We start from the raw sequence: 24,586 nt of genomic DNA on the forward strand, positions 1-24,586 counted from the left end.
CCACAAAGGTGGCTGACGAGGCAACAGAAAGTCAGTACGCACATGACCGGCCGGGAACCACCCCGGTTGGCGGTTCGGCGTGCCCTCATTCGCCTTGCGCGCCGTGCGCGCACGAAAAGCCGGAAAGGGAGCGCGCCGCAATAGAGAGGGCATTGGACGTGAAAGTCCGATACGGGAGAGTGATCTCCTGTCTTGTGGTGTCCGCGGTCGTGAGTACCGCGCTACCACAATTCGCCTATGCCGCACCCGCATCAGGCAAGGACGACGACAAGGGAATCGTCGACACCCTCAAGGGGTGGTTCGGGGACGACGATGGCGGAAAGCTCGACAAACCTCCGTCCCACGACGAACTCGACGTGGCCGACCGGCAGAAGCTGCCGAAGGGCAGGACTGCCCCGAAGGCCGTGAGGGTCCGGGAGCTCACGGGCCGCCGCACGTCCAGCGCACGCTTCTGGCAGATGTCGGACGGCCGCGTCCAGGCGGAACTGTCGGCCGTACCGACCTCCTATCGATCCGCACAGGGTCGGAAGAAGTCGTGGAAGCCGATCGACACCGCCGTTCACACGTCGAAGTCCAAGGGTTTCGAGTTCGCCAACACCTCGAACGAGGGCCAGAGCTGGTTCGGTTCGGACACGGACCGGCTCGTCCGGTTCCGTTCGCCGGACGGCCGCTCGGTCACCCTCGGACTCCAGGGTGCAGGCGATTCGCTCAAGCCGACCGCCAAGGGCTCCACGGTCACCTACAAGGACGCCCTGAAGGGTGCGGACCTTGAGTACGGTGTCGGACCGGGCCGGGTGAAGGAGAACGTCACCCTCACGGAACGCCCGTCCGGCCCGGTGAAGTTCACCTTCACCCTGGAAACCGACGGTCTTGTGCCGAAGGCCCGCAAGGACGGCTCGATCGCGCTGTACGGCGAGCTGCCGCACACGCCGGTCATGGTGATCCCCGCGCCCTACATGACGGACGCGAAGAAGGCGGACAAGTCCGTCTTCGGTGAGACCTACAGCACCAAGGTCACGCAGAAGCTCACCCGGGACGGCAAGTCCTGGAAGCTGACGGTCACGCCGGACACCAAGTGGCTGGCGGCCAAGGAGCGGCAGTACCCCGTCGTCATCGACCCGACGATCACCATCGCGCCCTCGCCGACGGACTCCCAGGACACGATGGTCCTCTCGGACCAGGCGTCGACGAACTTCAACACCACCTGGAAGCTCTCGGCGGGCAAGACCGACACAGGCATCTCCCGCTCGCTGGTCAAGTTCCCGCTGAACGAGATCCCCTCGGGCACGAAGATCGACTCGGCCCGCCTGGAGATGTACTTCGACCAGGCGCACACCACCAACGCCAACGATGTCACCATCGGCGCGTACCGGGCGACCGGCGCGTGGAACGAGACGACGGCGAACTGGACCAACACCAGCTCGCTGGTGGGCGAACTGTCCGGCACCAGCGTCCAGGTGGACGACGGCGACGCGGGCACCACGGCCGCGGTCGGCAACTGGCCCGCCTCCACCTCGTCGCTGGCGCAGTACGGCATCGGCGCCGACTACCGGGCCAACAAGGACACGGTCGCCGGTGACACCTACACCTGGCAGCCGGACATCAAGGAAGCGGGCACCTACAAGGTCGAGGCGCACTATGTGGCGGCCACCGACCGGGCGACCAACGCTCCCTACACGGTGACCTCCAAGGACGGCACCGCGACGTACACGGTGAACCAGCAGTCGGGCACCAACGGAGTCTGGGCCGCGCTGAACGGCGGCTCGCAGATCGACTTCGCCAAGGGAACCGCCGGCAAGGTCGTGCTCGGCGACGGCCCGGCGTCCTCGACCACGGCGGTGATCGCGGACGCGGTCCGGTTCACCAACCCGGCGTCCATCGTGAAGAACGTCGGCGAGTACAACCAGTGGCACAAGTTCCCGGTGACCGACACCGTCCAGCAGTGGCTGGACGGCGCCTCGGTCAACAACGGCTTCGTGCTCAAGGCGACCGACGAGTCGGCCACCGCCCCCACCGGCGGCCCGCGTTATGAGTCCGGTGACGGCGACTACGGCGGCGAGACGGCCACCATTCCCCGCCTGACGGTGACCTACGGCAAGGTCGGCACCACCCTGAACTCGCCGACCGTCGTGCACTCCACCGGCCCGGAGCTGAGCTGGAAGGCGTACGCGAACACCTCGGGCGATACCGGCCTGGACATCGTCGAGTACCAGCTGCACCGCTCCACGCAGCAGACGTTCACGCCGTCCGCCGCGACCCTGGTGGCGCCGGTCGGCAAGACGACGACGGCGTACACGGACACCACCGCGACCCCGACCCCGGACTCCTCCTCGGAGGAGATCGGCCGGTCGTACTACTACCAGATCGCGGTGAAGACCCAGAACGGCCAGCTGATCGGCTCGCCCACCCGCATCGTCGGTGTGCCGAAGGCGGGCCGCACCATGCGGCTGATCCAGGGCACGTCCGGGGTGACGGACACGACCCTGGCGTCCGGGCAGCCCACCACGAACGAGGACACCATCGCCTCCTTCGGCGTCGGCCAGAAGTGGCTGGAGGTCGGCAACAACTCCACCACGTACGGCAAGGCCCGTGCGGCGATGAAGTTCACCACGTCGAGCATCCCGACGACGGCCACCGTGCTCGAGTCGCGTCTGTTCATGTGGGGCGCGGAGACAACCACCGACACCAACGGCGCGATCTACGAACTCCACGGTCTGAACCGGGACTTCACGGAGACGCAGGCCACCTGGAACAACGCGACCACCAGCACGCCATGGACCGCGGCGGGTGGCGATTTCTCCGGCACCGTCTCCGACACGATCGCGCAGGTCTCGGAGGTGGGCCGCCACTGGTGGGACGCCACGTCGCTCACCCAGGGCTGGATCAAGACGCCCACGTCCAACAAGGGCGCCCTGGTCAAGCTGAAGGACGAGTCCGCCACCGGTCCGCAGGAGCGCTCGCTGTTCCTGTCGTCGGAGGCCCCCGACCCGCAGCTCGGCCCGCTGCTGCGCGTGATCTACGTGGACTCCACCACGGAGGACACGTACTACGCGCCGCAGACCCCGGCCCGAATGACCCCCAACTCCACCTACACGGTGGACATGACGGTCACCAACACCACGAACGCCGCCTGGGCGGCGGGCGAGCGCGTGATGTCGTACACCTGGAAGCTCCCCGACGGCACGGACGTGACGACCGGTGGCAACCAGGCGTCCACGGCGATACCGGCGCTGTCGCCCGGCCAGTCGGCCACGATCCACGCGCAGGTCAAGACGCCCATCAACTCCGATGAGGGCAACAAGCGCACGGACTACGTGCTGGGCTGGGACGTCAAGAAGGTCTCCGACGGCAGCTGGCTGTCCGCGGGCACCGGCGGCATCCCGTCCCTGAAGCAGAACGTGGCGGTCGAGGACCCGACGTCCAACGCGCTCGGCCTGGAGAAGTTCTACTCGTACACGGGCAAGAACACGGGCGCCGGTTCGACGGTGATGAACAACGTGTCCTCCGGCAACGGCGTGTGGTCGTACAACGCGTTCAGTAACCCAGGTCGCGGACTGACGACGTTCGCTCGGTTCGCGTACAACTCGCTCGACACCTCCGACACCGTGCTCGGTGCGGGCTGGTCCGGCCAGGCGGCCGGCCCGATCCGTCTCGGCGCGCCGCTGGACTTCCACCCCAACCCCAACCCCACGGAGATACGACTCCCCGACGGTGACGGCACCACCCACGTCTTCACCAAGCAGGCGGACGGTAGTTGGAAGGCCCCCGCAGGCGTCCACTACCGGATCACCGCCAAGCCCGGCCTGGACTGCACCCCGGACAAGGACCCGGTGCCGGACGCGTGGACTCTGCTGCGCCCCGACGGCACGCGGTTCCTGTTCGGCTGCGACGGCTACCTGACGTCCACGGTCGACAAGAACGGCAACACGCAGACGTACACGTACGAGGAACGCAAGTCCAACAACAAGCCGACCAAGTTCCTCACGTACATCACCGACCCGGCCTCCCGTCAGTCCCTGACGGTCGACTACTACGAGAAGGGCGACGCGTCGTACGACTACATCGACGACACGGGCGCCAAGGTCAGCGACACCAACCTGACCAACTCGAAGATCTACGACCACGTGAAGTCCATGACGGACATCTCCGGCCGCAAGATCTCCTTCTTCTACACGACGAAGGGCCTGCTCGGTCAGTTCACCGACGGCGACGGCTCGTCCCAGCCGAAGACCTTCAAGTTCACCTACGACGCCACCCAGGGCAACAAGAACGTCAAACTCGTCAAGGCCACCGATCCGCGTGGCCACGCGACGTCGTTCGTGTACTACGAGCCGAAGGCCGGTGACGACCCGAAGTACCACTGGTGGACGAAGACGATCACCGATCGTCTGGGCTCCGACACGGGCTTCGCTTACGCGGCGGACACCACGAACACCAAGTTCACCGACACGACCGTCACCGACGCGGAGTCGCATGCGACGAAGTACGTGACGGACGACTTCGGCCGCCCGGTCCAGACGACCAACGCCAAGTCCCAGACCACGAAGATGAGCTGGGACGCGGACAACAACGTCACATACCTGGAGGAGGACAACGGGGCGAAGACCGCCTACTGCTACGACCAGAAGACGGGCTACCCGCTCTGGTCGCGCGACGCGGAGAACAACAAGTCGGGCGTCCCGCCCTCCTCGGACTGTGCCCCCGGCACCTACCCGGCCAACGCGTCCACGTTCGAGTACCAGACCCGCGCCGACGGGTTCTCGGCCGACCTGTTCCGCAAGACCTCGCCGGCAGGCCGCGCCTGGCAGTTCGGCTACGACTCGTTCGGGAACCTGAAGACGGTCACGGACCCGAAGGGTGTCGCGACAGCGACGGCCGGGGACTACACGACGTCGTACGAGTACAACTCCTACGGCCAGTTGACCAAGTCGACCGACGCCAACGGCAATCCGACGACGAACAGCGACTTCGGCCCGACCGGCTACCCGGCCACCATCACCGATGCGCTCAACCACTCGACGACGTACGTCTACGACGAACGCGGCCAGGTCACGCAGGTCACCGACGCGCTCGACAAGAAGACCACGCAGACGTACGACACGTTCGGGCGCCCGCTGGTCAACACCGTGCCGAAGGATCAGGCAGCCGGCGTGCTGATCACGACGCCGGCACCGGTGTATGACGAGAACGACAACATCACGAAGTCGAGCGCCCCCAACGGTGCGGTCTCCACGGCCGTGTACGACGACGGGGACCAGCTCATCTCGGCAACAGCACCGGCCAACAACCAGACGGACCCGCGCAGGACCGAGTACGGCTACGACAAGGTCGGCAACCTCAAGACGACGACGGAGCCCAAGGGCACCCTGACGACGTCGGACGCGACCGACTACGTCACCACCAACAACTACGACGAGATCTACCAGCTCACATCCGTGACGAACGCCTCGGGTGACAAGATCTCCTACGCGTACGACAACGTGGGCAACGCCCTCAAAGTCGTCGACCCGAAGAAGAACGCCACCACGGATCCCGACGACTACACGACCAAGACCGACTACGACCTGAATCACCGTGTCACTGCTGTGACGGACGCTGCCGGCAATACGTCGTCGCGGACCTACGACAAGGACTCCCTCGTCGTCCAGGCCAAGGATGCCGAGAACAACGTCTCGTACACCGACTACGACGAGCGAGGCATGCGCAAGGAGGCCCGGGTTCCGTACTCGGGCACGACGTCGATCACCTACCGCAAGACGCAGTTCGAGTACGACCAGGGCGGCAACCTCACGAAGGTGATCACGCCCCGTGGTACGGCGACGGCCACCGCCGACGACTTCACCCAGCGCACCGAGTACGACGCGCTGAATCGACCCGTCAAGCAGTTCCAGCCCTACGATCCGGCGGACGCACGCTACAACGATCCGAACGTCTACACGCGCACCGACTACGACGAGGTCGGTCGGGTCGCCAAATCGTCGCTGCCGCCTTCGGAGGGCGAGACCGTACGCAACGACACGACGTTTGCGTACTTCGACAATGGCTGGACGAAGAAGTCCACGGATTCGTGGGACATCGTCACTACGTACGACTACGACAACCTGGGCAAGCAGACCAACCGGACGTTGTCCTCCGCCGGCGGTTCCTCCGACCGGACCATGTCCTGGTCGTACTACCCCGACGGGGCGCTGAAGTCGAAGTCCGACGACGGTGTGCCCGCCGGCAAGTCGGTCGTCCTCTCCGACAACTCCGACGTGCAGAACACATCGTTCACCGGTACCTGGTCGAAGGGAGACATCACCGGCCAGCAGGGCTACGACCATCGCACCCACACGGCCGGTACGGGCACTGACGCTTTCTCCTGGACGCTCAACATCCCGCGGGACGGCACCTACACGGCGTACGTGAAGTACCCGAAGGTCACCGGTGCTGCCGGGGCGGCGAAGTACACGCTGACGCACGGCACGACGACTGAGCCTGCGGTGACCAAGGATCAGACGGCGAACACCGGCGCCTGGGTCTCGCTCGGCTCCTTCAGCCTGAAGCAGGGCGAGGACACCAAGCTGAAGCTGGACCAGAACAGCAGCGGTATCGTCGTCGCCGACGGTGTGAAACTGGTGCGGGACATCTCTGGTGACCCGGCGGACACGGAGAAGAAGTCCTTCGTCTACGACTACGACGTCAACGGCAACATGACGTCCATCGACGACACCTCGTCCACCGCGAAGATCGACGCCTACATGGTCGCTTACACCGGACTCAATCAGGTGGAGAGGGTGACCGAGTCGCTCTCGGGTCAGGAGAAGAAGTCCACCTCCTTCACCTACGACGCCAACGGCCAGCAGAGCACGGTCACACACCCTGACCAGTTCTCCAAGTACACGTACGACCTGCGCGAGTTGGTCAAGACGGTGTCGGTCGGTAAATCGTCCACGGATGCCTCGCCCAAGGTCACGTCCTACACCTACACCGACCGCGGCCAGGCCCTGCGCGAGACCAAGGCGAACACCAACACCGTCGACTACGGCTACTACCTCGACGGTTCCCTGAAGTCGACCACGGAGCAGAAGGCGGACGGGGCGCTCGTCGCCTCCCACACCTACGCCTACGACCCGAACGGGAACAAGGCACAGGACGTCGCGAAGAAGATGAACGCCGACAACCACTCGGCCTACCTCTCTTCGACGGTGGACTACACCTATGACCCGGTCGACCGGCTCGCCAAGTCGGTCAAGACCGGCAACGGAGCAGGCACCGAGACCTACATCCACGACGACAACGCCAACGTCATCAGCCAAACGATCGAAGGAACCACCAGCACCTACGAATACGACCGCAACCGACTGCAGTCCGCCACCACGGGCAGCACGACGGCGAACTACACTTACGACCCCTATGGCCGCCAGGAGACGGTCACGGCCGGCGGCAAGGTAGTGGAGCGAAGCGTCTACGACGGTTTCGACCACGTCGTGGACTCCCAGAAAGCCGACGACACCGGCGCGCTCAAGTCGACCAAGTACACCTTCGACCCCTTGGACCGCACCGCATCCACGACCACCGACGGCAAGACCACCGACTTCGAGTACCTGGGCCTGTCCGACGAGGTTCTGGATGAGAAGACCGAAGGCACGCTGTCCAAGTCGTACCAGTACAGCCCATGGGGCGAGCGCCTCTCACAGGTCAAGCACAACACCGACGGGACGACGGAGGACGGCTACTACGGCTACAACGGCCACACCGACGTCGAAACGGTCACCGACAAGAACGGCGACACGAAGGCGACCTACGGCTACACGGCCTACGGCTCGGACGACAAGGACGAGTTCACGGGCATAGACAAGCCCGACACCGCCGACCCCACCAAGGAGGCGTACAACGCCTACCGCTTCAATGCCAAGCGGTGGGACGCGCGTTCCGGAACCTACGACATGGGCTTCCGCGACTACGACCCGGGTCTGAACCGCTTCACCACCCGGGACATGTACACCGGCGCACTCGCCGACATGAACCTCGGCTGCGACCCCTACACCGGGAACCGATACGCGTTCGCGGGCGGCAACCCGACGTCCGCGGTGGAGATGGACGGCCATCTGTCCTTCGGCGGTCTTATCGACACCATCGAAAGCACGGCGACCTCCACCTTCAAGGAAGCCACCGGCAGCGGCGTCAAGGGATTCTTCAAGTTCGGATTCAAGGCCGCCGGCAAGCGAAATCTGCTCAGCACGGGCGTCAGCGTGGTGGCCAACCTCGCCGGATTCGAAAGCCCCACGGACATGGCCGTCGACTGGATCGCGGACCAGGTCTTCGGGGACGACGAAAAGAAGACCCAGTGGGTGGAGATCGACCGCAGCGCACAGCGGCCGCCCCTGCTCCCCGACACCCAGAACGGTGCGTGCAACCAGCCTCGAAGCGAGCGCTACAATTATCAGCCGCTCGTGGACGGTGCGCCAACCGGCGCCACAGCACTGATCTGCCCGCAGGATCTGAAACCCCCGAACTCTCGGGGAAATCGGCAGGGAACCTGGAACCCGCCCGGCTACGTCGGCAAGCGCGACAGGGATCGTGCCTGGATCTTCAATCGATCTCACATCATCGGTGACCGGTTCAACGGCGCCTGGGTGCGCGAGAACATCTTCACCGGTTTCCGGGAGATGAACGACCCCGGAATGAAGCGGTGCGAAAACAGGATGGCCACCGCCCTCGAAGCCGGCCAACCAGTGCTGTACTCAGGGCAGTTGCAGTACGGTGACGGTCGAGAGAACATCCCCACCGGCATCAGCATGACGGCGACGACACCGAATGGGGTACTTTTCTCGGTGCAAGTTCAGAACAGACCCGGAAGCCAGGTGACCTGTTGAGTCTTCGACAACTAGAGGAAGCGCTGCCGGCGCTGCTCGAGATCCGGACGGACGAACCCAGGGGAATTGACTGGAACTTCCTCACGGAAGAGACAGGCATCGTTTTCCCCGAGGACTTCGTCGAGCTCGTCGAGGCATACCCGCCTTTCACGGTCGACGAATTCCTCGGACTCCACATCCCGAGCCCCGGCGAGGAAGCTCATTTCGTCTCGGGAATGAGAGGGCTGCTCAGGGACCTGTCCAGCCTCCGGGATTCCGATATGTCGCACGGCTACGTGCCCTATCCGGAGCCGGGTGGTCTCGTCCCGTGGGGCGACTCCTGCGACGGGGACGTCTTCTTCTGGCGCACGAACGAGACGAACCCGCAGTCCTGGACGATTCTCGTCAGCGGTCACAACGACGACTGGTGCGAATTCAAGGGAACCTTGACGGAATACCTGGCCGGTTTGGTCACCGGCGCTGTACCACCGGACGGTCTGCCGCCGGACTTCCCAGGTACAACGCCCGTGATCGAAGCTGATTGACGTAGGCGCCGAGCTGTAGATGGAAACCGGCCCACGGGAATCGATCCCGTGGGCCGGTTGGCGTATTACGTCAGTCGCGAGACGGATCGACGTCGAGCAGTCGCGCCGGCCGCGAGTCCGAGGGTGTGCCCGAGGTACAGCTCGCCGGGTTTGGGTAAGTAGCCACTTCTCCCGATCTGGTGGTTGTGGGCGAGGGCTGCGGTGGTGGGCGTCGGCCACGATGTCGGAGCACATCGACGTGGACCGCGTGATCGAGACGGACGACGTCGATGACGAGGAGGACGGCACCATGGGCATGGTCCTTCCTCAGGAAGTGCTCGAGTACTTCGGCGAGGAGAAGCCGACACGCGATGTCGTCGAACGTGCGTACAAGACATCGGCGTCGGATCTTCCTCCGATGTTCCGCGGCTCCGGCTGTTGCGCCCCGGTGTACGACTCGCAGGGGAATCAGGTGGAGTGGGTCTTCTGGGGAATGACGGGAGACTGATCTGTGCGTCCTCTGCTCATGTCGGGAGCAGGGTGCCGTGACGCGTTGTCACCGCCTGGGAGTCGTTCCACGACGGCAGGGCGCGTTGGATGTGGATCCAGCGTGAAGCGTCTCATTCGATGTCGAGGACCTCGTTCACCGGCCGCCGCGGCGTCCTCGGCCCCGAGGGGCCGTAGCCGAGGCGGAAGACGATCTGTACGAAGCCCATGGCCGACTCCGGGGAGCGTGCGGTCCAGCGGAGTTCGGGCCACTCAAGGGCCTGGGAGGTGAGCGAGGTGGCCAGCCCGTCGAGGGTGGCCTGGAGCAGGACGCGCTCCATCGCCTGGCCCGCCACCATCCAGTCCCGCGGGCCGTCGTCCGTGGTGCCGAGCACGGCGACCTGGGGAACGCTCTCGAATGTGGCGGTCTCGCGGCCGGGTACGGACACTCCGGCGGCGAAGTCCCGTACGGGCGCCTTGCCGCGCCACTTGCGAGGGCCAAAGGCGTAGTCCGGTACGCCGTCACCCGCGGTTTCTGCTGATTCGGCACCGACGCGGACCCAGCGTTTCAGTTCCTCGGAGGCGGCGGGGTCCGCGGCATCGCGCCCTTCGGCATCGTCGACCAGATCCAGGAGCGTCTGCACATGCCATGCGTCGGGGAACATCAGCCGTGCTCCCTCCAACAGGGCGGCGGCGCTCAGAGCGTCCTTGATCGGCTGGGGTATCTCCTCGTCCGAGAACGGGTGACGACTGGTGTGGCGGCGACGGATCGCCGGATGGAGCAGGGCGAGGTCGTTCTCCACGCCGTGCCCCGGGGACGGGGGGCTGGTCAGCCGCATCACCGCGAGCAGTTGCGGGTCGGCTGCGTCGGGCAGCAATTCGGTGGCCGCCCCCCAACCCGCGTGGGCGGCGGCGACGCGCAGGTTGAACAGGGCTGCCGCACAGCCCAGGTGGAGAGCGCGGTTGGACGGGTCGGCACGAGGCAGCGCCCGCTCCAGATCCGAGCGCACCTGGAAGGTGCGGTCGTCGCGGTGGAAGCGGAATCTCCACGGCTGCGCATTGTGCATGGATGGCGCGGCTGTGGCGTCTTCGACCAGAGCCGTCACACTCTGCAGGTCAAGTGCTTGAACCGACACCGGATCTTCCTCCCTTCTGGGGCCGATAGGCCGTTCACGGAAGGGCGACTCGCGTCTCTTCCAGTGTTCCACGGGCCCGTCGTCGATTCGGAGCCTCAGTTTCACGATCGGCTGTCTTCTCCCGGTCCGTCATGGGTCGAGGGGAGCAATGGGGTGGGCCATTGGTCCCGTTCTCCCCATCGGCTGCGGCACGAGCGCCGTCCACGGCCGGTGCTCTGGTCGACGCGTCCGGACACGCGGATCTGCTCGTGGTCGGTGCCCGTCGGCCGGCTCACGCGATCGGTGCGCCACTGGGACACGTGGCTCATGCGGTGCTGCATCATGCGCGGTGCTCCGTGGCGATGGTTGCGTGTCGTGGCCCTCACAGCGAGGGTGGCTGATCTCCCCAGGAGACGCCTGCCGCCGCGATGGCGGTCAGGATCCGTGCTCCAGCCTGGATGGACTCCGCCAAGGACCCGCCCCCGGAATCCTCGCGGTGACCTGCGGTGAGGGGCGGCAGCGCCGCTCTCTTCACCGGGCGGAGGGGCTGATCCGGCGCCCCGTGAGGCGTGTGGGCCTGATCGACACCCACATGTCGCGGTCGCCTCCCGCCCATGGAGTGCTGTGGGCGTGGTCGACAAGCCGTCGTATCTCGTCGGGCTCGGTGACCACCCGGGCGGGTCCGACGGCGAGCACGCTCCAGCCCAGGCTCATCGCCTCATCCACATGATCGACCTCGAAGGCGACGTCCGTTCCCACGGCCGCGGCGGGGGCCGAGTCGGGCGCGGTCCGGAAGGCGATGGTGTCGTCGACCACCTCGTAGTTCACCGGAAAGACCCCTGGCCCGTCCGGCGTCGACACCGCGACGCGTCCCAGGCCATGCGTGGAGAGCCGGGCACGGCACTCGTCCGGGCCGAGGTCCTGCAGCTGAGGGGTGAGGAGCGCCTGGCCCTGGCCGGGGGGCAGATCGACACCGCCGCCGCGCAGAGCGTCGACGGAAGTACCCAGCGCTGCGGCGAGGCGGATGAGAGCTGCCAGGCTCGGGGCGGCCGATCGCTCTTCGAGGTAGGCCAGGTACTGCGGTGCCATGCTGGCGCGTCTTGCTGCCTCTGCCTGGGTCAGTCCCTGGCGGCGGCGTTCGGCGGCGATGCGACGTCCGATGTCACCCGCGTGGGATGCCGCTTCGGGCCCGGGCATGCCGGGTCCGCTGTCCGCCTGCTGACGTGCCTCGTCCGCACTCGGCCGGGCAGGTTCGTCCGTGCTTCCTTCTGACCCGTGGTCGAGGTGCCGGATGTGGGCGTCGGGACCGGGAAAGACGAGCGTCACCTCGTCCGTGTCCGACCAGTGCACGTCGTAGGGAGGGGTTCCGTCCTCATGGTGGAGCCCGACAATCTCGCCGTCGCGCCTGCTCGCGCCGGTGCCCGGGCTTTCGACCACGAGTTGATCGCCGAGGTGTGCTCGCATGATCGCCGTCCCTTCCTCAGAACGGTGCTCCATCCAACGTGCCACGCATGGCGTGCCTCCGCATGGCCTGGGAAGGATGCTGCGGTGATCCGGCGCCTGTCAGTGCTCGCTGGTGGCGATGTAGGTGCCGTGCCAGGTGTGGTCCCACACGGCGCCTGTGGAGGCATTGATCGACAGCATGCTGTCGATCTTCCCCGATCGCAGCGTGTGCAGGGTGTAGTAGCCGGGGAAGGCCTCGGCCTCGCCGGTGGTCAGATGGCTGCCCTGGTTGCGCAGCCACCGCTGTGCGAGGTCGCGGGCCCGGTCGGGGGAGATCCGGTTCTGGGTCTGACCGCGGGGATGCATGCCGTAGTCGGTGTTCCACATCATCGCCGGCCCGTACTCGATCCCGGTGTCGCCGTCGGCCGGGTCGACGAGGATCTCGGTGGCCGGCTTTCCGGTCGGCGTCTCCAGTTCGGCGTAGAAGTTCCTCGAGAACTGCATGACCTCGCCGACGCGCAGACCGAGCCGGTCCGCGAAGGCGTCGGCGTGACGGCGCGCCTGGTCCAGACTCTTCACCGGCATGCCGTCACCACGAACCCAGTACGGCCCGCCCATCATGCCCGGCCCCCACCAGCAGTCGCTGCCCATCATGCCCGGACCCCACGTGTCCCTGTCGTCGTCCGAAGCGCCCGGTCCCGGGCAATCGCTGTCGGAAGGCCGGGGCTGGGCGGCAACCGGGCTCAGGGGTGTGCTGCTGGTGTTGCTCTGGCCTGCCGCACTTCCGGCGGCCAGTGTGCCGGTCAGCGCCAGGGCCGCCAGTGCGGCAGCGGTCCGCCTGCGCGTAGTGAGCATGATCCTCACCTTTCCTGCCCGTTCCGGCTGCGTCCGCCGGACCCGGCGGACGCGGGCTTGTCACCTCCAGCGTGTCGCCGGCCGGGATGATCCGACCAGGGGCCGTCCGGTCCCTGCCGTGCGCCGATCGGCCTTGCTGAGCGGTCCATCGACGACACGAAGTGAAGGGACCGCACCGACGCCCCGCGACCGACGGGAACGGATCCGAAGGCGGACCTGGTGGGAGGGATCCGGGAGTTTCAGCGGCCGCGAGTGCACGGCGAGCGCGTTTGCGTGACCCTCCGAGGGGGGCCACATGGCGCGGCAAGGAATCATCGCGACACAGCGCATGGACGGGGCGGCCGCAGTGCGGGCCGCGGACGCGTTCAAGCCGGTCTACGCCGAAGCGTTCGCCGAACCTCCATACGGCGAGACCGAGGACGACGTCGCCGCCGCCTTCCGTCGCTTCCCCGTACAGGCTCGCAACGACACTTTCGCGCGGTCTTGGCCCGTGCTGAGGACGGCGAGCGAATCGGCCTGGCGTAAGGCCACCGGCTCGGGGGCGACACGGCTGCTCGATCTGGGCCAGGAGCCTTCCTCGAATGCGCGGCCTGGAGTGGGCCGTTCAGCGGACCGGACCCGCGGCAGCTCGGCGAGTTGATCACCGCTCGGCGTCGCCCACTTGCACGTTCCCCCGTTCTGAAGGGGTTCATGATGTGTCGCCGGGATGTCGTGGAAAGTGCGCGCAGCGCACCACCCCGACGCGCGACCGCACCTGATGAAGAATCAGGAAGCCGTTCTCACGCGTGTCGGGGTGATGCACTGCGAGCGGCGTGTGCTCGGCTCAGTTCTCCTGGACGAAGTACGGTTCCACGGTCATCCAGCCGTTGCCTCGAGCGCCGTACCGGGTGCCGTTGTCGGTGCGGGCGAGGGTGTACCAGGAGTCGACGTAGTCGGGATCGTCCGTCCACCAGTCGTTCGGGATGGCGTCCAAGATCGCGTTGACGAGGGGAATGTAGGTCCCCTGGTCGGTGACGGTGAGCAGGACGGTGGCGATGGCCTTGGCGAGGTCGCGGTAGTTGGTGCTGCCGTCCTCTTCCATCATCACGGCGTCGGCCAGGTTGTACTTGTAGTTCGACCAGTTGACCAGGATCTGGCCGGGCCGGTAGACGGTGCCGTCATTGTCGAGGTACGGCATGTCCACGGGGTCGACGCGTACGGTGCCGTCCTGCCCGAAGCCGGTGACCAGCGTGTAGATCTCGGCGTCGCCCTTGACCCAGGGTTCCTCGTCGTCCGAGAGTTCCACCGCGGTGATGCGGGTGGTCCAGAAGCCCCCGGCGGCCGCCTGAGTCTGTGCCTTTTTGGCCGTGCCCGACTCGGGAACCGATGCGGATGCGCTGGAGGCCACGCCGTAGCGGTGCAGCTGCTGGTTGAGAACATCGAGGCCGGCGGCCAGCGCCTTGGAACTGTCTATGTCGACGACATAGACAGGGCGGTCGGGCGCGTGACGGGCATCGAGTGTGTGCGCATGGCCTCGGCTGTCGTAGGCGACGACCGTGGTGGCGTCGTCGTCACTGGCGGCGGGGGCCACCCAGGGCGCTTTGCCGGCGGACAGCGCGCCGCGCATGGTGTGGTTCCCGAGGCGCAGCCGCAGCAGCGAACCGACGCCGGAATCAAGGCCCTTGGCCGCGGCGATCCGGCGGTCCGTGCGGGCCAGCACGGACTGCAGGTTGCTGTCGCTCCGGCCGGCCAGTGCCGTGATGGGCACTTCGTCGGTCGCGAGTGCGGCGTGCTGGACGCGGGTGCGCCAGGCGGTGTCCGAGAGCGAGCGGGCTATGGAACGAGCGGCCTGGTCCTGGGCGGTGGCCACGGTGGTGGTGGAGGCCGGAGCGGCGGGGGCCGAGGCTGCGGGTGACGCGGCGACGGTCTGGCCGGCGGACAGGGCGAGCAGGGACGCCACGATGGCGGCGGCGCTGTGGCGCCGCGGCTGACGAGGTCTCACTTGAGGATCCTCCCAAGGAGCGGGTGCTGACGGTGACGGAGTCAGACGAGCGAGGGAGCAAGGGAATCTATGCGAGTAGATTCCCGGAGCCAGGATGGCGGGTGCATGACACTTCAAGCAAGAGGGCCGGCGGACGTTCCTACTGAGTGGTCGTCAGATGCGAGGAGACGGGTGCGCGGGCGCCGGACGGCCCACGCGGACTTTTCGAGGGCCGCTTGCCGCGACCGCATTGTTGGTTAGGGTGGCAAGCGGACACTGATTCCGATGCCCTTGACCAGGGTGACGGACAGGACGGCGAGTTCGGGGCTGCACAGGCTGATGGCTCCCGGGCAGGCCGAGTCGGACACGACGGGGGGCCCGTAGGTGGGGAGTTGGCACCGGCAGAAGGCGACGGCGGCCGGCGCCGGTGGCGTTGGACCACTTGGCCGGAGCGGGCCTGGGGGTCGGCCCGGCTCAGTTCGCGCTTGATGTGCCGGCACATCTGCTCGGCTCGGCCGCGCGCCGCCCGTACAGCTGACGATCCCGGCCGTGTCGGCGGGCGGCAGCAGGCAGTTCGCGGGGGCGCGGCATCGCGGCAGCGGTGGGTGACATGGCATCGGCCCCGACGGGCGGGGGAGGCGCGTCGCATCCGGCGGCCGGTCCGCGACGGTGTGCGGACCTTTCCCCGTCTCGGTCGTGAGCGGGGTACGCGGCTCGATCGCCGCCTGGAACAGGGGAAACAGGAGGCCGCGGATTCATGGTTGCCCACCGGTCGGACGAAGGGACGCCCCCTCACCTTGCGTCCAGTGGTCAGGATCCGGAACACCGTCTGCCGATCACGGCGGAGCACCGCAGGCCGACCGGGCACGGTGAGCGTGTGACCGGCCGGCCGGCGCCCGCGGTGCTGCCCCCATCGCTGCGCGGACGGCTCGGGCTCATGGCGGCCCTCGCCGCGCTGGTGGTCGCCGTGATCGGGGTCCTGTACGCCGGGCACAGCCAACCCGGCAGGGTGGACAGATGGGTCGTCCGGCCGACGGCGGACAGCGTACGGCCGCCGTGGCGGTACGTCGCGCTGGCCCTGGACTTCTTGGGGGAGCCGGTGGGCGCGGCGATGCTGGTCGTGGCCGCCGTGACGGGCTGCCTGCTGCTTCGGCGTCCGCGCGCGGCGGTGCTCGTCGTCTGCGGCGCCGCCCTGACCGTGGGGACGGCGACGCTGCTCAAGTCCCTGGTGGGACGCACCATCCACGGCGACGGCAACCTGTCCTATCCGAGCGGGCACACCGCCTTCGCCACCGCACTCGCCTTCGTGGTGGCACTGCTCGCGACCGACCGGCTCGGCCTCGGCGGGACGGCCGGCACGTCACTCGTGCTCGGCGCGGCGCTGGTCGCCGGCGCCGCCATGGGCTGGGCCCAGGTCGCCCTGGGCGCGCACTACCCGACCGACGTCCTCGGTGGCTGGTGCACCGCGCTGGCGGTGATGCCGGCGACCGCGTGGCTGGTCGACAGGACGGCCGACCGGCGGGCCGACCGGCGGGCCGACGCCGGTCGGCGGGAACGTCACTGACGGCACGTCACGTCACGCCGAGCGGCGGAACACGGGCTTCACCGGTCGTCCCGCCAGCCAGGGGGTGGGGTCGGCGGCGTCCAGTGCCTTCCGGTACACCGCACAGGCCTGGGCCACCACGTCGACGGTGTGGTCGATGTCCGCGTCGTCGAGCGCGCTGCTCACCACGAACGACGGCGCCAGCACCCCGCCCGCGAGGAGCCGGCGCAGGAACAAGGTGCGGTACTCCTGCGACGGCTGCCCGTTCTCGTCGAGAGTGGCGAAGACCAGGTTGCTGGCCCGGCCCCGGACGACGACGTGCTCGCCGACGCCCATGGTGGCCGCCGCTTCGCGGACACCGGCGGCGAGTCGCTCGCCGAGGGCATGCAGCCGCGCGGTGACGCCCTCTTCGACGTAGGTGGTGAGCACGGCCATAGCGGCCGCCAGGGAGTGCGTCTCCGCACCGTGCGTGGTGGACAGCAGGAAGACCCGATCGCCGGAGTGACGCAGCCCGCCCCGCTCCATCAGCTCGCGACGCCCGGCCAGCGCGGAGACGGCGAATCCGTTGCCCAGCGCCTTGCCGAACGTGGAGAGGTCGGGCACGACGCCGTACAGGCCCTGGGCGCCCGCCTCGGACCAGCGGAGACCGGTGATCATCTCGTCGAAGATCAGGACGCAGCCGTGCCGGTCGGCCAGCTCGCGCAGGCCGGTGAGGTACCCGGGTGGCGGCTCGGTGTGGGTGGCGGGTTCGAGGATCAGACAGGCGACCTCGTCCTGGTGCCGGGTGAGCAGCTCCTCCGTGGCGGCCAGGTCCCCGTAGGGAAATGTCACGGTGAGGTCGTTGGTCTCCGCCGGAATGCCGGCGGACATCGGCGTCGTGCCGATGAACCAGTCGTCGACGGAGAAGAACGGGTGGTCGGCGCAGAGGGCCACCCGCGGGCGCCCGGTGGCGGCGCGGGCCAGGCGCACCGCGGCGGTGGTGGCGTCGGAGCCGTTCTTCGCGAACTTCACCATCTCGGCGGTCGGCACCGTGGCCAGGAAGCGTTCCGCGGCCTCGACCTCCACGATGGACGGCCGGACGAAGTTGCTCCCGCGGTCGAGCTCGCGCCGTACCGCCTCGATCACGCGCGGGTGCGCGTGGCCGAGGCTGACCGACCGCAGCCCGGAGCCGTACTCGATGTACCGGTTGCCGTCGACGTCCCACACGTGGGCACCGCTGCCGTGGCTGATGACCGGGGCCAGGTTCTCGGGATACTGGTCGTCGCCCTTGGCGTAGGTGTGCGCGCCCCCGGGGATCATGGCGTGCAGCCGCTCGTTGGCTGTCCGCGACAAGGGCAGGTGAAGCTCTTCGGTGTCCACGGGGACCTCAACTTTCTCTGTGCTTCAGGACCTCGGCGAGGCTCGGCGCCTCCCGGTCCCGTGGGGACATCGACGTGGCCGGCAGCGGCCAGGGAATGGCGAGTTCGGGGTCGTCGAACGCGATCGTCACGTCCTCGGCCGGATCGTGCGGGCGGTCGATCCGGTACGAGGTGTCAGCGGTCTCGGTCAGCGCCTGGAAGCCGTGCGCGCACCTCGCCGGGATGTACAGGGACACCTGCGTCTCGCCGGACAGTTCGAAGGAGGCCACATTGCGGTACGTCGGAGAGTCCGCCCGCAGGTCCACGACGACGTCGAAGATCGTCCCGTACGAGCACCGCACCAGCTTGGCCTCGCCGGCGCCGGAGCGCAGGTGCAGGCCGCGCAGCACGCCCCGGACCGAGCGGGACACGCTGTCCTGGATGAAGGCGTCCGGGTCGAGGCCCACCGAGCGGACCACGTCGGCGTCGAAGGTGCGGCAGAAGAAGCCACGTTCGTCGGCGTACGGCGTCGGCTCGAACAGGTACGCGCCGGCGATCGCCGGTACTTCGGTCGCTTTCATCGGGTCTCCCGCTGGGCGTGGGCGTGGTCGGTCGCCGGGAACAGGGTCGCGGTCAACTCGTCGAACTGGTCGTCCAGTTGCCGCGCGGCGGCCTGGTTGCTCTCGGAGAGGACCTGCCGCAGTGCCGCCGATCGCTTCTCCAACGCCCGGAACTGTTCGAGCAGTCGGTCGTCGTCGACCTCGCGCGCCGGGTGGCAGTACGCACCGAGACCCATCCGCTCCATGAGCGCGTCGCTCTTCGCCGCATAGCTGAGCGCGAGCGCCGGTGTGCCGGTCTTCAGCGCGCAGATCAGGTTGTGGTAGCGGACCGCCACCACGGTGTCGGCGGCGGCCATCTCGTTCATCAGGTCGGCGAGCGAGGCCGGCTCTGCCGCGGTGACCAGCGGCGAGTCCACCGCGTCGAGGATCGCGGCGACCACCGACGTGTCACAGGTGTCGCCGGTGAGCAGCCGGACCGGTCTGCCCTCCTCGGCCAGCGTGCGTACGAACCGGATCGTCCCGTCGAGATAGCGCCGGTAGATCTCCTCGGCACGGGCGCGGTCGTCGTTGCCCCCGTGGAAGTCCATGACACCGACGCACACCGGGCCCGGCGCACCGGAGGGCTCGATGGGGGTACCTCCCTGCTCTGGGGGCACCTCCCGGCCGAAGGCCGGGGGAGAAGCCGAGAGCTCGGGGGACCGCGGGGCGGGCAGGGAGAACGCGAGGTCCGGGTAGACCTTGTCGCGCGCGGTGTCCACGCCCATCGCCCGCATCGCGTCACGGGACTGGTCGTCCCGGTAGGACCGGTACGCGGCAAGCCGTCCCGACCAGCGCACCAGGGCGCGGGTCGGCCGGTTGCGGATCTCGGCCGCCCCGACGCTGACCAGCGCGACCCGGGTGCGCAGCAGCCGGCCGCTCGCGCAGAGCAGGAACAGCGCGTACGGGAAGCCCCACGGCCGCAGCGGCAGCGTGGCCTCCAGGACGCCCATGCCCGGCACGATCACCACGTCGTGCTTCCGCACCCAGGCGGCGGTGCGGAACACGTCGACGAGTTTGCCCAGACCCTTCCCCGCGATCGCGCCCGCGCGCGACGCGGTCCGGTACTCCCCGCGGTACCAGTGCAGCCGCGTGGCGGGGATCCCGAACCGGGCCGTGACGGCCTCGGGCCCGCCGCACAGCGCGTCCACGGCCGCGTCCGGGTGCCGGTGTCTCAGATACCCGAGAACGGCCTCCAGCGACCCGTCGTTGCCGAGGTTGCCGGAGCCGAGCAGGCCGAACACACCGACGCGCACCGGAGGTCTGTCCGCGGACGTCATGCCTGCCTCCCCTCGCGACCGGCGACGAGGGCGTCGACGGAGACGGTGAGCCGGTCCGGGTCGACCGGGGCGCGGTCCTCGACCCGCTCGCCGGCGCCCGGCCGGACCCGGCTGGTCATCCACGAGGCCAGGTGGCGGAAGCACGCGCGGCGGTCGGCCGCGGACAGCGGCGCCCGCCGGATCGCCGAGGCGAAGCCCCACACGTACTCGGCGAGCAGCCGGGGCGTCGGGTGCAGCAAGCCGGCCCGGCGCGGGTCCAGGTTGACGCACCGGGAGCGCTTGGACGGGTTCGCCCGCTCCGCGCGGGTGGGGTGGTCGCGGCGGAAGTAGAGCAGCTCGGGTACCTGGTGGAAGGGCCCGTGCAGGGTGATCTCGGCGACGTACGTGCGGTCCGCGTGGTGGTAGCTGTCCATCGGCTTGACCCGGCGCAGCATGTCGGTCCGCATGACTCCGTAGAAGTCGTCGCCGCCGGGCTCGAACAGCAGACTGCGGAAGCGCTCCGGCGCGTGCGGCGACTCGGTGGCGAGCGTGTACTCGTAGGGGACCTTCACCTTGCCGTCGCCGTCGATGACCGCCTGGCCGGTGTGCGCGAGGATCATCTCCGGCCGCTCGTCCAGCGCCTCCACGCACACCCGCAGCAGATCCCGGCCGTACAGGTCGTCGTGCGACGCCCACTTGAACAGTTCGCCGCGGGACTCGGCGAGCACATGGTTGTGGTTCGGTGTCGCGCCGATGTTCCGGGGCAGCCGGATGTAGCGGATGCGCGAGTCCTTCGCGGCGTACCGGCGGCAGATGTCCTCGGTCCCGTCGGCCGAGGCGTTGTCCGAGATGACCAGCTCGAAGTCCTCGTAGGTCTGGCCGAGCAGGGCGTCGAGCGACTCGGCCAGGTACTCCTCGCCGTTGTACACGGGCAGGCCGATGCTCAGCCTGGGTTGCGCGGTCATGACGTCCTCACTTCGGGGATCGGTTCTTGAGCGTGCTCGCGCAGGGCGGACCGCAGTTGCAGCCACCACACGGCCGAGCCGCTGACGGTCGCGGCGGCGACGCCCCAGGCCGAGCCGACCGCGCCGCCGGCGGCCGCGCCGCCGAGTCCGCCGCCGACGTAGCAGGCGGAGGCGAACAACTGGCAGCGCAGGCTGCGCCGTGCCGCGCCGAGCGCGCGCAGCCCGGCCGCCGCGCCGGTGCCGAGGCCCGCGCCGGCGACGCCGAGGCTGATCGGCACGATGAGCTGAGAGGCGGAGTGCCAGACGTCGCCGAGCACCATCTCGCCGAGCCGGCCGGGCATCAGCAGCAGCGCCGAGCCCCAGAGCAGCGCGCCGACGGCCTGCCCTGTGCCGAGGAGCAGGCAGAACCTGCCCAGTTGATGCGGGGCCTGGCGCAGTACGCGTGCCGCCTCCGGGACGGTGACCAGCGAAAGGCCCATGAGTACGGCCAGGAACGGGCCGAGCAGCAGCTCGGCGCCGCGCACCGCGCCCACCGCGCCGACCCCGACGATCACGCCGAGCCCGTACGCCCGCAACTGGCTCGCGCCACTGAGGCTGACGTTCTCGACCAGGTACCGGTAGCCGAGATCGCGCTGCTCGCGCAGCCACCCGCGCGCCTCGGTCATCCGGGGCCGGATGCCGGACTGGACGTAGCCGTAGCCCGCCGCCACCGTGGCGGACGCGCCCCAGGCGAGCACGAAGGCGGCGACGGTGCCGACGCGGGCGGCCACCACCATGGCCGGGACGAGCGCGACACCCCACACGACATCGTTGAGGAACGCCTTCCGCCCGGTGCCCGCGGCGAAGAACGAGTACCGCCAGGCGTCCTGGAGCAGCAGCCCCGGCAGCATGACACCGAGCGCGGCGAACGCGGGGCCGACGCGGCCGCCGAGGCCGAGCCCCGCCACCAGACACACCGCGCCGAGGACGGCGCCGACGACGAGGGCGGTACCCGTCGAGCGGCCCACCGCCCCGCGCCAGGCCGCGCCCGGCGGGCCGCTGAAGCGCACCGTGAGCGGATCGGTGGCCAGCCCGCGGGAGACGTTGAGCACCACGCCGTACGTCACCCAGGCGAGGCTGAACACGCCGAACGCGGTCACCCCCAGCGAGCGGGCCACATAGATGCCCACCGCGAAGTTGCTGATGCTGGAGGCCGCCTGGTCGGCCAGCCCCCAGGACAGCCGGCCGACGAGGGCCCGCTTGGCGGACCCGGCCGGTGGCGCCGTCGTCGGCGGATTCTCCCCCTCGGTGGTCATCGGCGTCACGCCTTGATCAGTTCGGCGCCGTGCAGCGCGTCGGCCGCCGCGGCGACAGTGTCGAACGGCAGCCCGGACCGCTCCGCGACGTCCAGCAGACTGTGCTCGCCGTCGGAGAGGTTGAGCACCCAGAGCATGGCCATCTCGGTCTGCTTCGCGTCGCTCCGGCCGCCGAGAGAGTCGTACAACCCGCGTCGGCCCAGCTGCGGTTCGCCGTAGGGACTGAGGTTGACGTACCGCCGGTTGCGGTCCAGGACGGCGAACGCCTCGCGGCAGACGGCGAGCGTGTCCGCCATCGCCTCCGGGGAGACGAAGTCCAGGTTGTCCGCCGAGGTGTGGTACTCGGGGTACCCGGCGTACGGGGTCCGGCTGAGCGAGCCCACACCGAGATCGAAGCCGGGCGAGCAGTACTGCCGCTCGTCGTAGCCGTACGGCGTGAACTCCTTGACCCTGTGCGGGCGTTCGGAGGTGCGCAGCACATGCTCCATCACCCGGTCGATCTCCGCGTCGCCGCGCCTGCTCTGCTTGTACGTCAGGCTGCCCGAGTCGCCCGCGCAGGCCAGCACCAGGCCGTGCTCGACCCTTCCCCCAGCTCTCGGCTCCTCCCCCGGCCTTCGGCCGGGAGGGGCCCCCGGAGCAGGGGATACCCCATTCACCCGCTCCGCGTTGCGGGCCAGCCAGGTGATCGCTCCGACGGTGCCGGGCGCGAAGATGAACCGGTAGGTGTAGTACGGGGTTTGCTCCGCCAGCGCGCGCGCCAGGTACGTCGCCACGGCGATGCCGGCCAGGTTGTCGTTGGCCAGCGACGGGTGGCAGACATGGCTGGAGACGATCACCTCGTCGGCCACCTGCCCGGGGACCACGTGCTCGGCGTAGGTGAGGTGGCCGTCCGCGAGTGTGGAGTCGATGCACACCTCGTACTCGCCGTCCGGCAGCGCGTCCAGGGTCTCCTGGGCCAGGCAGAAGCCCCATTGCGGCTTGTAGTAGCTGGTGCGGTACGGCACCCAGGTCGGCTGGTCCGGCAGGGTGTACAGGTGTCCGCGCAGTTCGTCCAGCGGCATGGTCGCCGACACCGGCACGCTGTAGCCGAGCACATGGAGACTGGACGCGGCGAAGTCGACGACCCGGTGGCCGGACGAGTCGGCGATGTACGCGTCCCGGATGTTCCACTCCTGCGGCACCGTCCAGTCGAGCACCTGGGTCCCGGTCGGCACCTCGTGCACCTGGAGCGGGATGTGCTCGCCGACGATGTCCAGCGTGGCGCGCACACCGTCGCCGGTGATGCTCCGGCACAGCGGGTACATCCGCTCCACCAGGGCGTACATCTCCTCGCCGGGCGTGGTCACGGGCGCCACCGCAGGGTGTCGTCGACGGTGCCGGCGTCGGACGCCGCGCGCAGCACGGCCAGCCGGGTGAAGCGTCGCTCGAAGTCCTCCCGGGTCAGCCCGTGATTGCGGTAGGCATCGGCGAGTTCGAGCGCGCCCTGCTTCACCGTCCACTCGCAGTCGAAGCCGGGGATGGCCGTGCGGAACCGGGAGAAGTCCACCCGGTACGACCGCGGATCGGCACCGTTCTCCCCGGTGATCACCACCTTCGCGCCGGACACCGCCTCGGCGACCTGCTCGGCGATCTCGGCGACCGTGACGTTGTTGATCTCGCTGCCGATGTTGAACGCCCGGTCGTGCACCGCTTCCCGCGGCGCGGCCAGCGCGGCCGTGAAGGCCCGCGCGATGTCGGCGGCGTGCACCAGCGGGCGCCAGGGCGTGCCGTCCGAGAGGACCAGCACCTCGCCGGACAGGAGCGCGTGGCCCACCAGGTTGTTCAGCACGATGTCGGCGCGCAGCCGGGGGGAGTAGCCGAAGGCGGTGGCGTTGCGCATGTACACCGGGCTGAAGTCGCCGTCGGCCAGCGCGTGCAGATCGTCCTCCACCCGCACCTTGGACTCCGCGTACGGCGTCACCGGGCGCAGCGGGGCATCCTCGGCCACCAGGTCGTCGCCGCCGGCGGCTCCGTAGACCGAGCAGGTCGACGCGTACAGGAAGCGCCGCACTCCGGCGTCACGGGCCAGTCGGGCAAGGCGTACGGACGCGTGGTGGTTGATGTCGTAGGTGAGTTCCGGCGCCAGCGATCCGAGCGGGTCGTTGGACAGCGCGGCCAGGTGGATCACGGCGTCCACCCCGGCCACGTGTTCGGCCGTGACGTCGCGCAGGTCCACCCGGTGCCCCGACGGGTCCGCGGGCGTCGGGCCGAGGACGCAGTCGGCGAACAGTCCGGCGTCCAGGCCGACGACCTCGTGCCCGGCGGCCGCGAGGACGGGGGCCATCACGGTGCCCAGGTAGCCCTGGTGTCCGGTGAGCAGTACGCGCAAGGT

17 protein-coding genes are annotated in these 24,586 nt (G+C 68.7%); 6 read left to right on the plus strand and 11 right to left on the minus strand.

The window, feature by feature from the left end; translation table 11 throughout:
* Positions 1 to 209: 209 nt before the first annotated feature.
* The 3 genes from ACSYGO_RS43635 (at position 210) to ACSYGO_RS43645 (ending at position 9,869) form a co-directional block, all read left to right on the plus strand.
* Positions 210 to 8,858 (plus strand): golvesin C-terminal-like domain-containing protein, encoded by an 8,649-nt coding sequence (locus ACSYGO_RS43635; protein WP_460390121.1) that lies wholly within the window; start codon positions 210 to 212, stop codon positions 8,856 to 8,858.
* A complete protein-coding gene (locus ACSYGO_RS43640) occupies positions 8,855 to 9,382 on the plus strand; it encodes an SMI1/KNR4 family protein (RefSeq protein ID WP_460390122.1) in 528 nt (175 codons plus the stop codon). The genes ACSYGO_RS43635 and ACSYGO_RS43640 overlap by 4 nt, the downstream gene beginning before the upstream one ends.
* A gap of 220 nt (positions 9,383 to 9,602) precedes the next feature.
* On the plus strand, positions 9,603 to 9,869 hold the full coding sequence (locus tag ACSYGO_RS43645) for a hypothetical protein (RefSeq protein ID WP_460390123.1): 267 nt from the start codon (positions 9,603 to 9,605) through the stop codon (positions 9,867 to 9,869).
* A 112-nt stretch (positions 9,870 to 9,981) separates the two neighbouring features.
* Here the strand turns inward: ACSYGO_RS43645 and ACSYGO_RS43650 are convergent, their stop codons facing one another.
* On the minus strand, positions 9,982 to 10,983 hold the full coding sequence (locus ACSYGO_RS43650) for an Acg family FMN-binding oxidoreductase (RefSeq protein WP_460390124.1): 1,002 nt from the start codon (positions 10,981 to 10,983) through the stop codon (positions 9,982 to 9,984).
* A 131-nt stretch (positions 10,984 to 11,114) separates the two neighbouring features.
* Between ACSYGO_RS43650 and ACSYGO_RS43655 the strand changes: the two genes are divergently transcribed.
* Positions 11,115 to 11,363 (plus strand): universal stress protein, encoded by a 249-nt coding sequence (locus tag ACSYGO_RS43655; RefSeq protein ID WP_460390125.1) that lies wholly within the window; start codon positions 11,115 to 11,117, stop codon positions 11,361 to 11,363.
* Between the two features lie 130 nt (positions 11,364 to 11,493).
* On the opposite strand, the gene ACSYGO_RS43660 is transcribed toward ACSYGO_RS43655, so the two are convergent.
* Both ACSYGO_RS43660 and ACSYGO_RS43665 read right to left on the minus strand, forming a co-directional pair.
* Positions 11,494 to 12,426 carry a pyridoxamine 5'-phosphate oxidase family protein gene (locus tag ACSYGO_RS43660; protein ID WP_460390126.1) on the minus strand — a complete coding sequence of 311 codons (933 nt, stop codon included), beginning with the start codon at positions 12,424 to 12,426 and terminating at the stop codon, positions 11,494 to 11,496.
* Between the two features lie 99 nt (positions 12,427 to 12,525).
* The gene (locus ACSYGO_RS43665) at positions 12,526 to 13,260 is read right to left on the minus strand and encodes a hypothetical protein (RefSeq protein ID WP_460390127.1); all 735 of its coding nucleotides are present in this window, start codon (positions 13,258 to 13,260) and stop codon (positions 12,526 to 12,528) included.
* Between the two features lie 295 nt (positions 13,261 to 13,555).
* Here ACSYGO_RS43665 and ACSYGO_RS43670 point away from each other — a divergent pair, with 295 nt between their 5' ends.
* Complete coding sequence (locus tag ACSYGO_RS43670) at positions 13,556 to 13,900, plus strand: hypothetical protein (protein ID WP_460390128.1); 345 nt, start codon at positions 13,556 to 13,558, stop codon at positions 13,898 to 13,900.
* Between the two features lie 183 nt (positions 13,901 to 14,083).
* On the opposite strand, the gene ACSYGO_RS43675 is transcribed toward ACSYGO_RS43670, so the two are convergent.
* Positions 14,084 to 15,241 carry a DUF3103 family protein gene (locus ACSYGO_RS43675; protein WP_432172791.1) on the minus strand — a complete coding sequence of 386 codons (1,158 nt, stop codon included), beginning with the start codon at positions 15,239 to 15,241 and terminating at the stop codon, positions 14,084 to 14,086.
* An 856-nt stretch (positions 15,242 to 16,097) separates the two neighbouring features.
* On the opposite strand from ACSYGO_RS43675, the gene ACSYGO_RS43680 reads away from it, so the two are divergent.
* Positions 16,098 to 16,784: a phosphatase PAP2 family protein gene (locus ACSYGO_RS43680; RefSeq protein WP_435222001.1), complete on the plus strand. Its 687-nt coding sequence runs from the start codon at positions 16,098 to 16,100 to the stop codon at positions 16,782 to 16,784.
* Between the two features lie 12 nt (positions 16,785 to 16,796).
* Here ACSYGO_RS43680 and ACSYGO_RS43685 read toward each other — a convergent pair whose 3' ends face one another.
* From ACSYGO_RS43685 to ACSYGO_RS43715, 7 genes are read right to left on the minus strand one after another with little or no spacing between them, the layout of a single operon-like run.
* Positions 16,797 to 18,122 (minus strand): glutamate-1-semialdehyde 2,1-aminomutase, encoded by a 1,326-nt coding sequence (locus ACSYGO_RS43685; protein ID WP_432186432.1) that lies wholly within the window; start codon positions 18,120 to 18,122, stop codon positions 16,797 to 16,799.
* Positions 18,123 to 18,129: 7 nt separating this feature from the next.
* Entirely contained in the window at positions 18,130 to 18,681 is a 552-nt protein-coding gene (locus tag ACSYGO_RS43690) for a dTDP-4-dehydrorhamnose 3,5-epimerase family protein (RefSeq protein ID WP_460390129.1), read from the minus strand.
* The gene (locus ACSYGO_RS43695) at positions 18,678 to 19,976 is read right to left on the minus strand and encodes a polysaccharide pyruvyl transferase family protein (RefSeq protein WP_460390130.1); all 1,299 of its coding nucleotides are present in this window, start codon (positions 19,974 to 19,976) and stop codon (positions 18,678 to 18,680) included. Before ACSYGO_RS43695 ends, ACSYGO_RS43690 begins: the two co-directional genes overlap by 4 nt.
* Positions 19,973 to 20,920 carry a glycosyltransferase family 2 protein gene (locus tag ACSYGO_RS43700; protein ID WP_426675060.1) on the minus strand — a complete coding sequence of 316 codons (948 nt, stop codon included), beginning with the start codon at positions 20,918 to 20,920 and terminating at the stop codon, positions 19,973 to 19,975. The genes ACSYGO_RS43695 and ACSYGO_RS43700 overlap by 4 nt, the downstream gene beginning before the upstream one ends.
* Positions 20,917 to 22,215 carry an MATE family efflux transporter gene (locus tag ACSYGO_RS43705; protein WP_426675059.1) on the minus strand — a complete coding sequence of 433 codons (1,299 nt, stop codon included), beginning with the start codon at positions 22,213 to 22,215 and terminating at the stop codon, positions 20,917 to 20,919. The genes ACSYGO_RS43700 and ACSYGO_RS43705 overlap by 4 nt, the downstream gene beginning before the upstream one ends.
* A 5-nt stretch (positions 22,216 to 22,220) precedes the next feature.
* A complete protein-coding gene (locus ACSYGO_RS43710; RefSeq protein WP_460390131.1) occupies positions 22,221 to 23,570 on the minus strand; it encodes a DUF4910 domain-containing protein in 1,350 nt (449 codons plus the stop codon).
* Entirely contained in the window at positions 23,558 to 24,583 is a 1,026-nt protein-coding gene (locus ACSYGO_RS43715; protein ID WP_460390132.1) for an NAD-dependent epimerase/dehydratase family protein, read from the minus strand. Before ACSYGO_RS43715 ends, ACSYGO_RS43710 begins: the two co-directional genes overlap by 13 nt.
* Positions 24,584 to 24,586: the final 3 nt, after the last annotated feature.

This window comes from Streptomyces krungchingensis, assembly GCF_054729265.1.

What these genes read in the sequence shown, in the direction of transcription:
- ACSYGO_RS43645 (WP_460390123.1), top strand. Translation starts at nt 9,603, where the DNA reads ATGTCGGAGCACATCGACGTGGACCGCGTGATCGAGACGGACGACGTC.
- ACSYGO_RS43655 (WP_460390125.1), top strand. Translation starts at nt 11,115, where the DNA reads ATGGGTCGAGGGGAGCAATGGGGTGGGCCATTGGTCCCGTTCTCCCCA.
- ACSYGO_RS43660 (WP_460390126.1), bottom strand. Translation starts at nt 12,426, where the DNA reads ATGCGAGCACACCTCGGCGATCAACTCGTGGTCGAAAGCCCGGGCACC.
- ACSYGO_RS43665 (WP_460390127.1), bottom strand. Translation starts at nt 13,260, where the DNA reads ATGCTCACTACGCGCAGGCGGACCGCTGCCGCACTGGCGGCCCTGGCG.
- ACSYGO_RS43670 (WP_460390128.1), top strand. Translation starts at nt 13,556, where the DNA reads ATGGCGCGGCAAGGAATCATCGCGACACAGCGCATGGACGGGGCGGCC.
- ACSYGO_RS43690 (WP_460390129.1), bottom strand. Translation starts at nt 18,681, where the DNA reads ATGAAAGCGACCGAAGTACCGGCGATCGCCGGCGCGTACCTGTTCGAG.
- ACSYGO_RS43695 (WP_460390130.1), bottom strand. Translation starts at nt 19,976, where the DNA reads ATGACGTCCGCGGACAGACCTCCGGTGCGCGTCGGTGTGTTCGGCCTG.
- ACSYGO_RS43700 (WP_426675060.1), bottom strand. Translation starts at nt 20,920, where the DNA reads ATGACCGCGCAACCCAGGCTGAGCATCGGCCTGCCCGTGTACAACGGC.
- ACSYGO_RS43705 (WP_426675059.1), bottom strand. Translation starts at nt 22,215, where the DNA reads ATGACCACCGAGGGGGAGAATCCGCCGACGACGGCGCCACCGGCCGGG.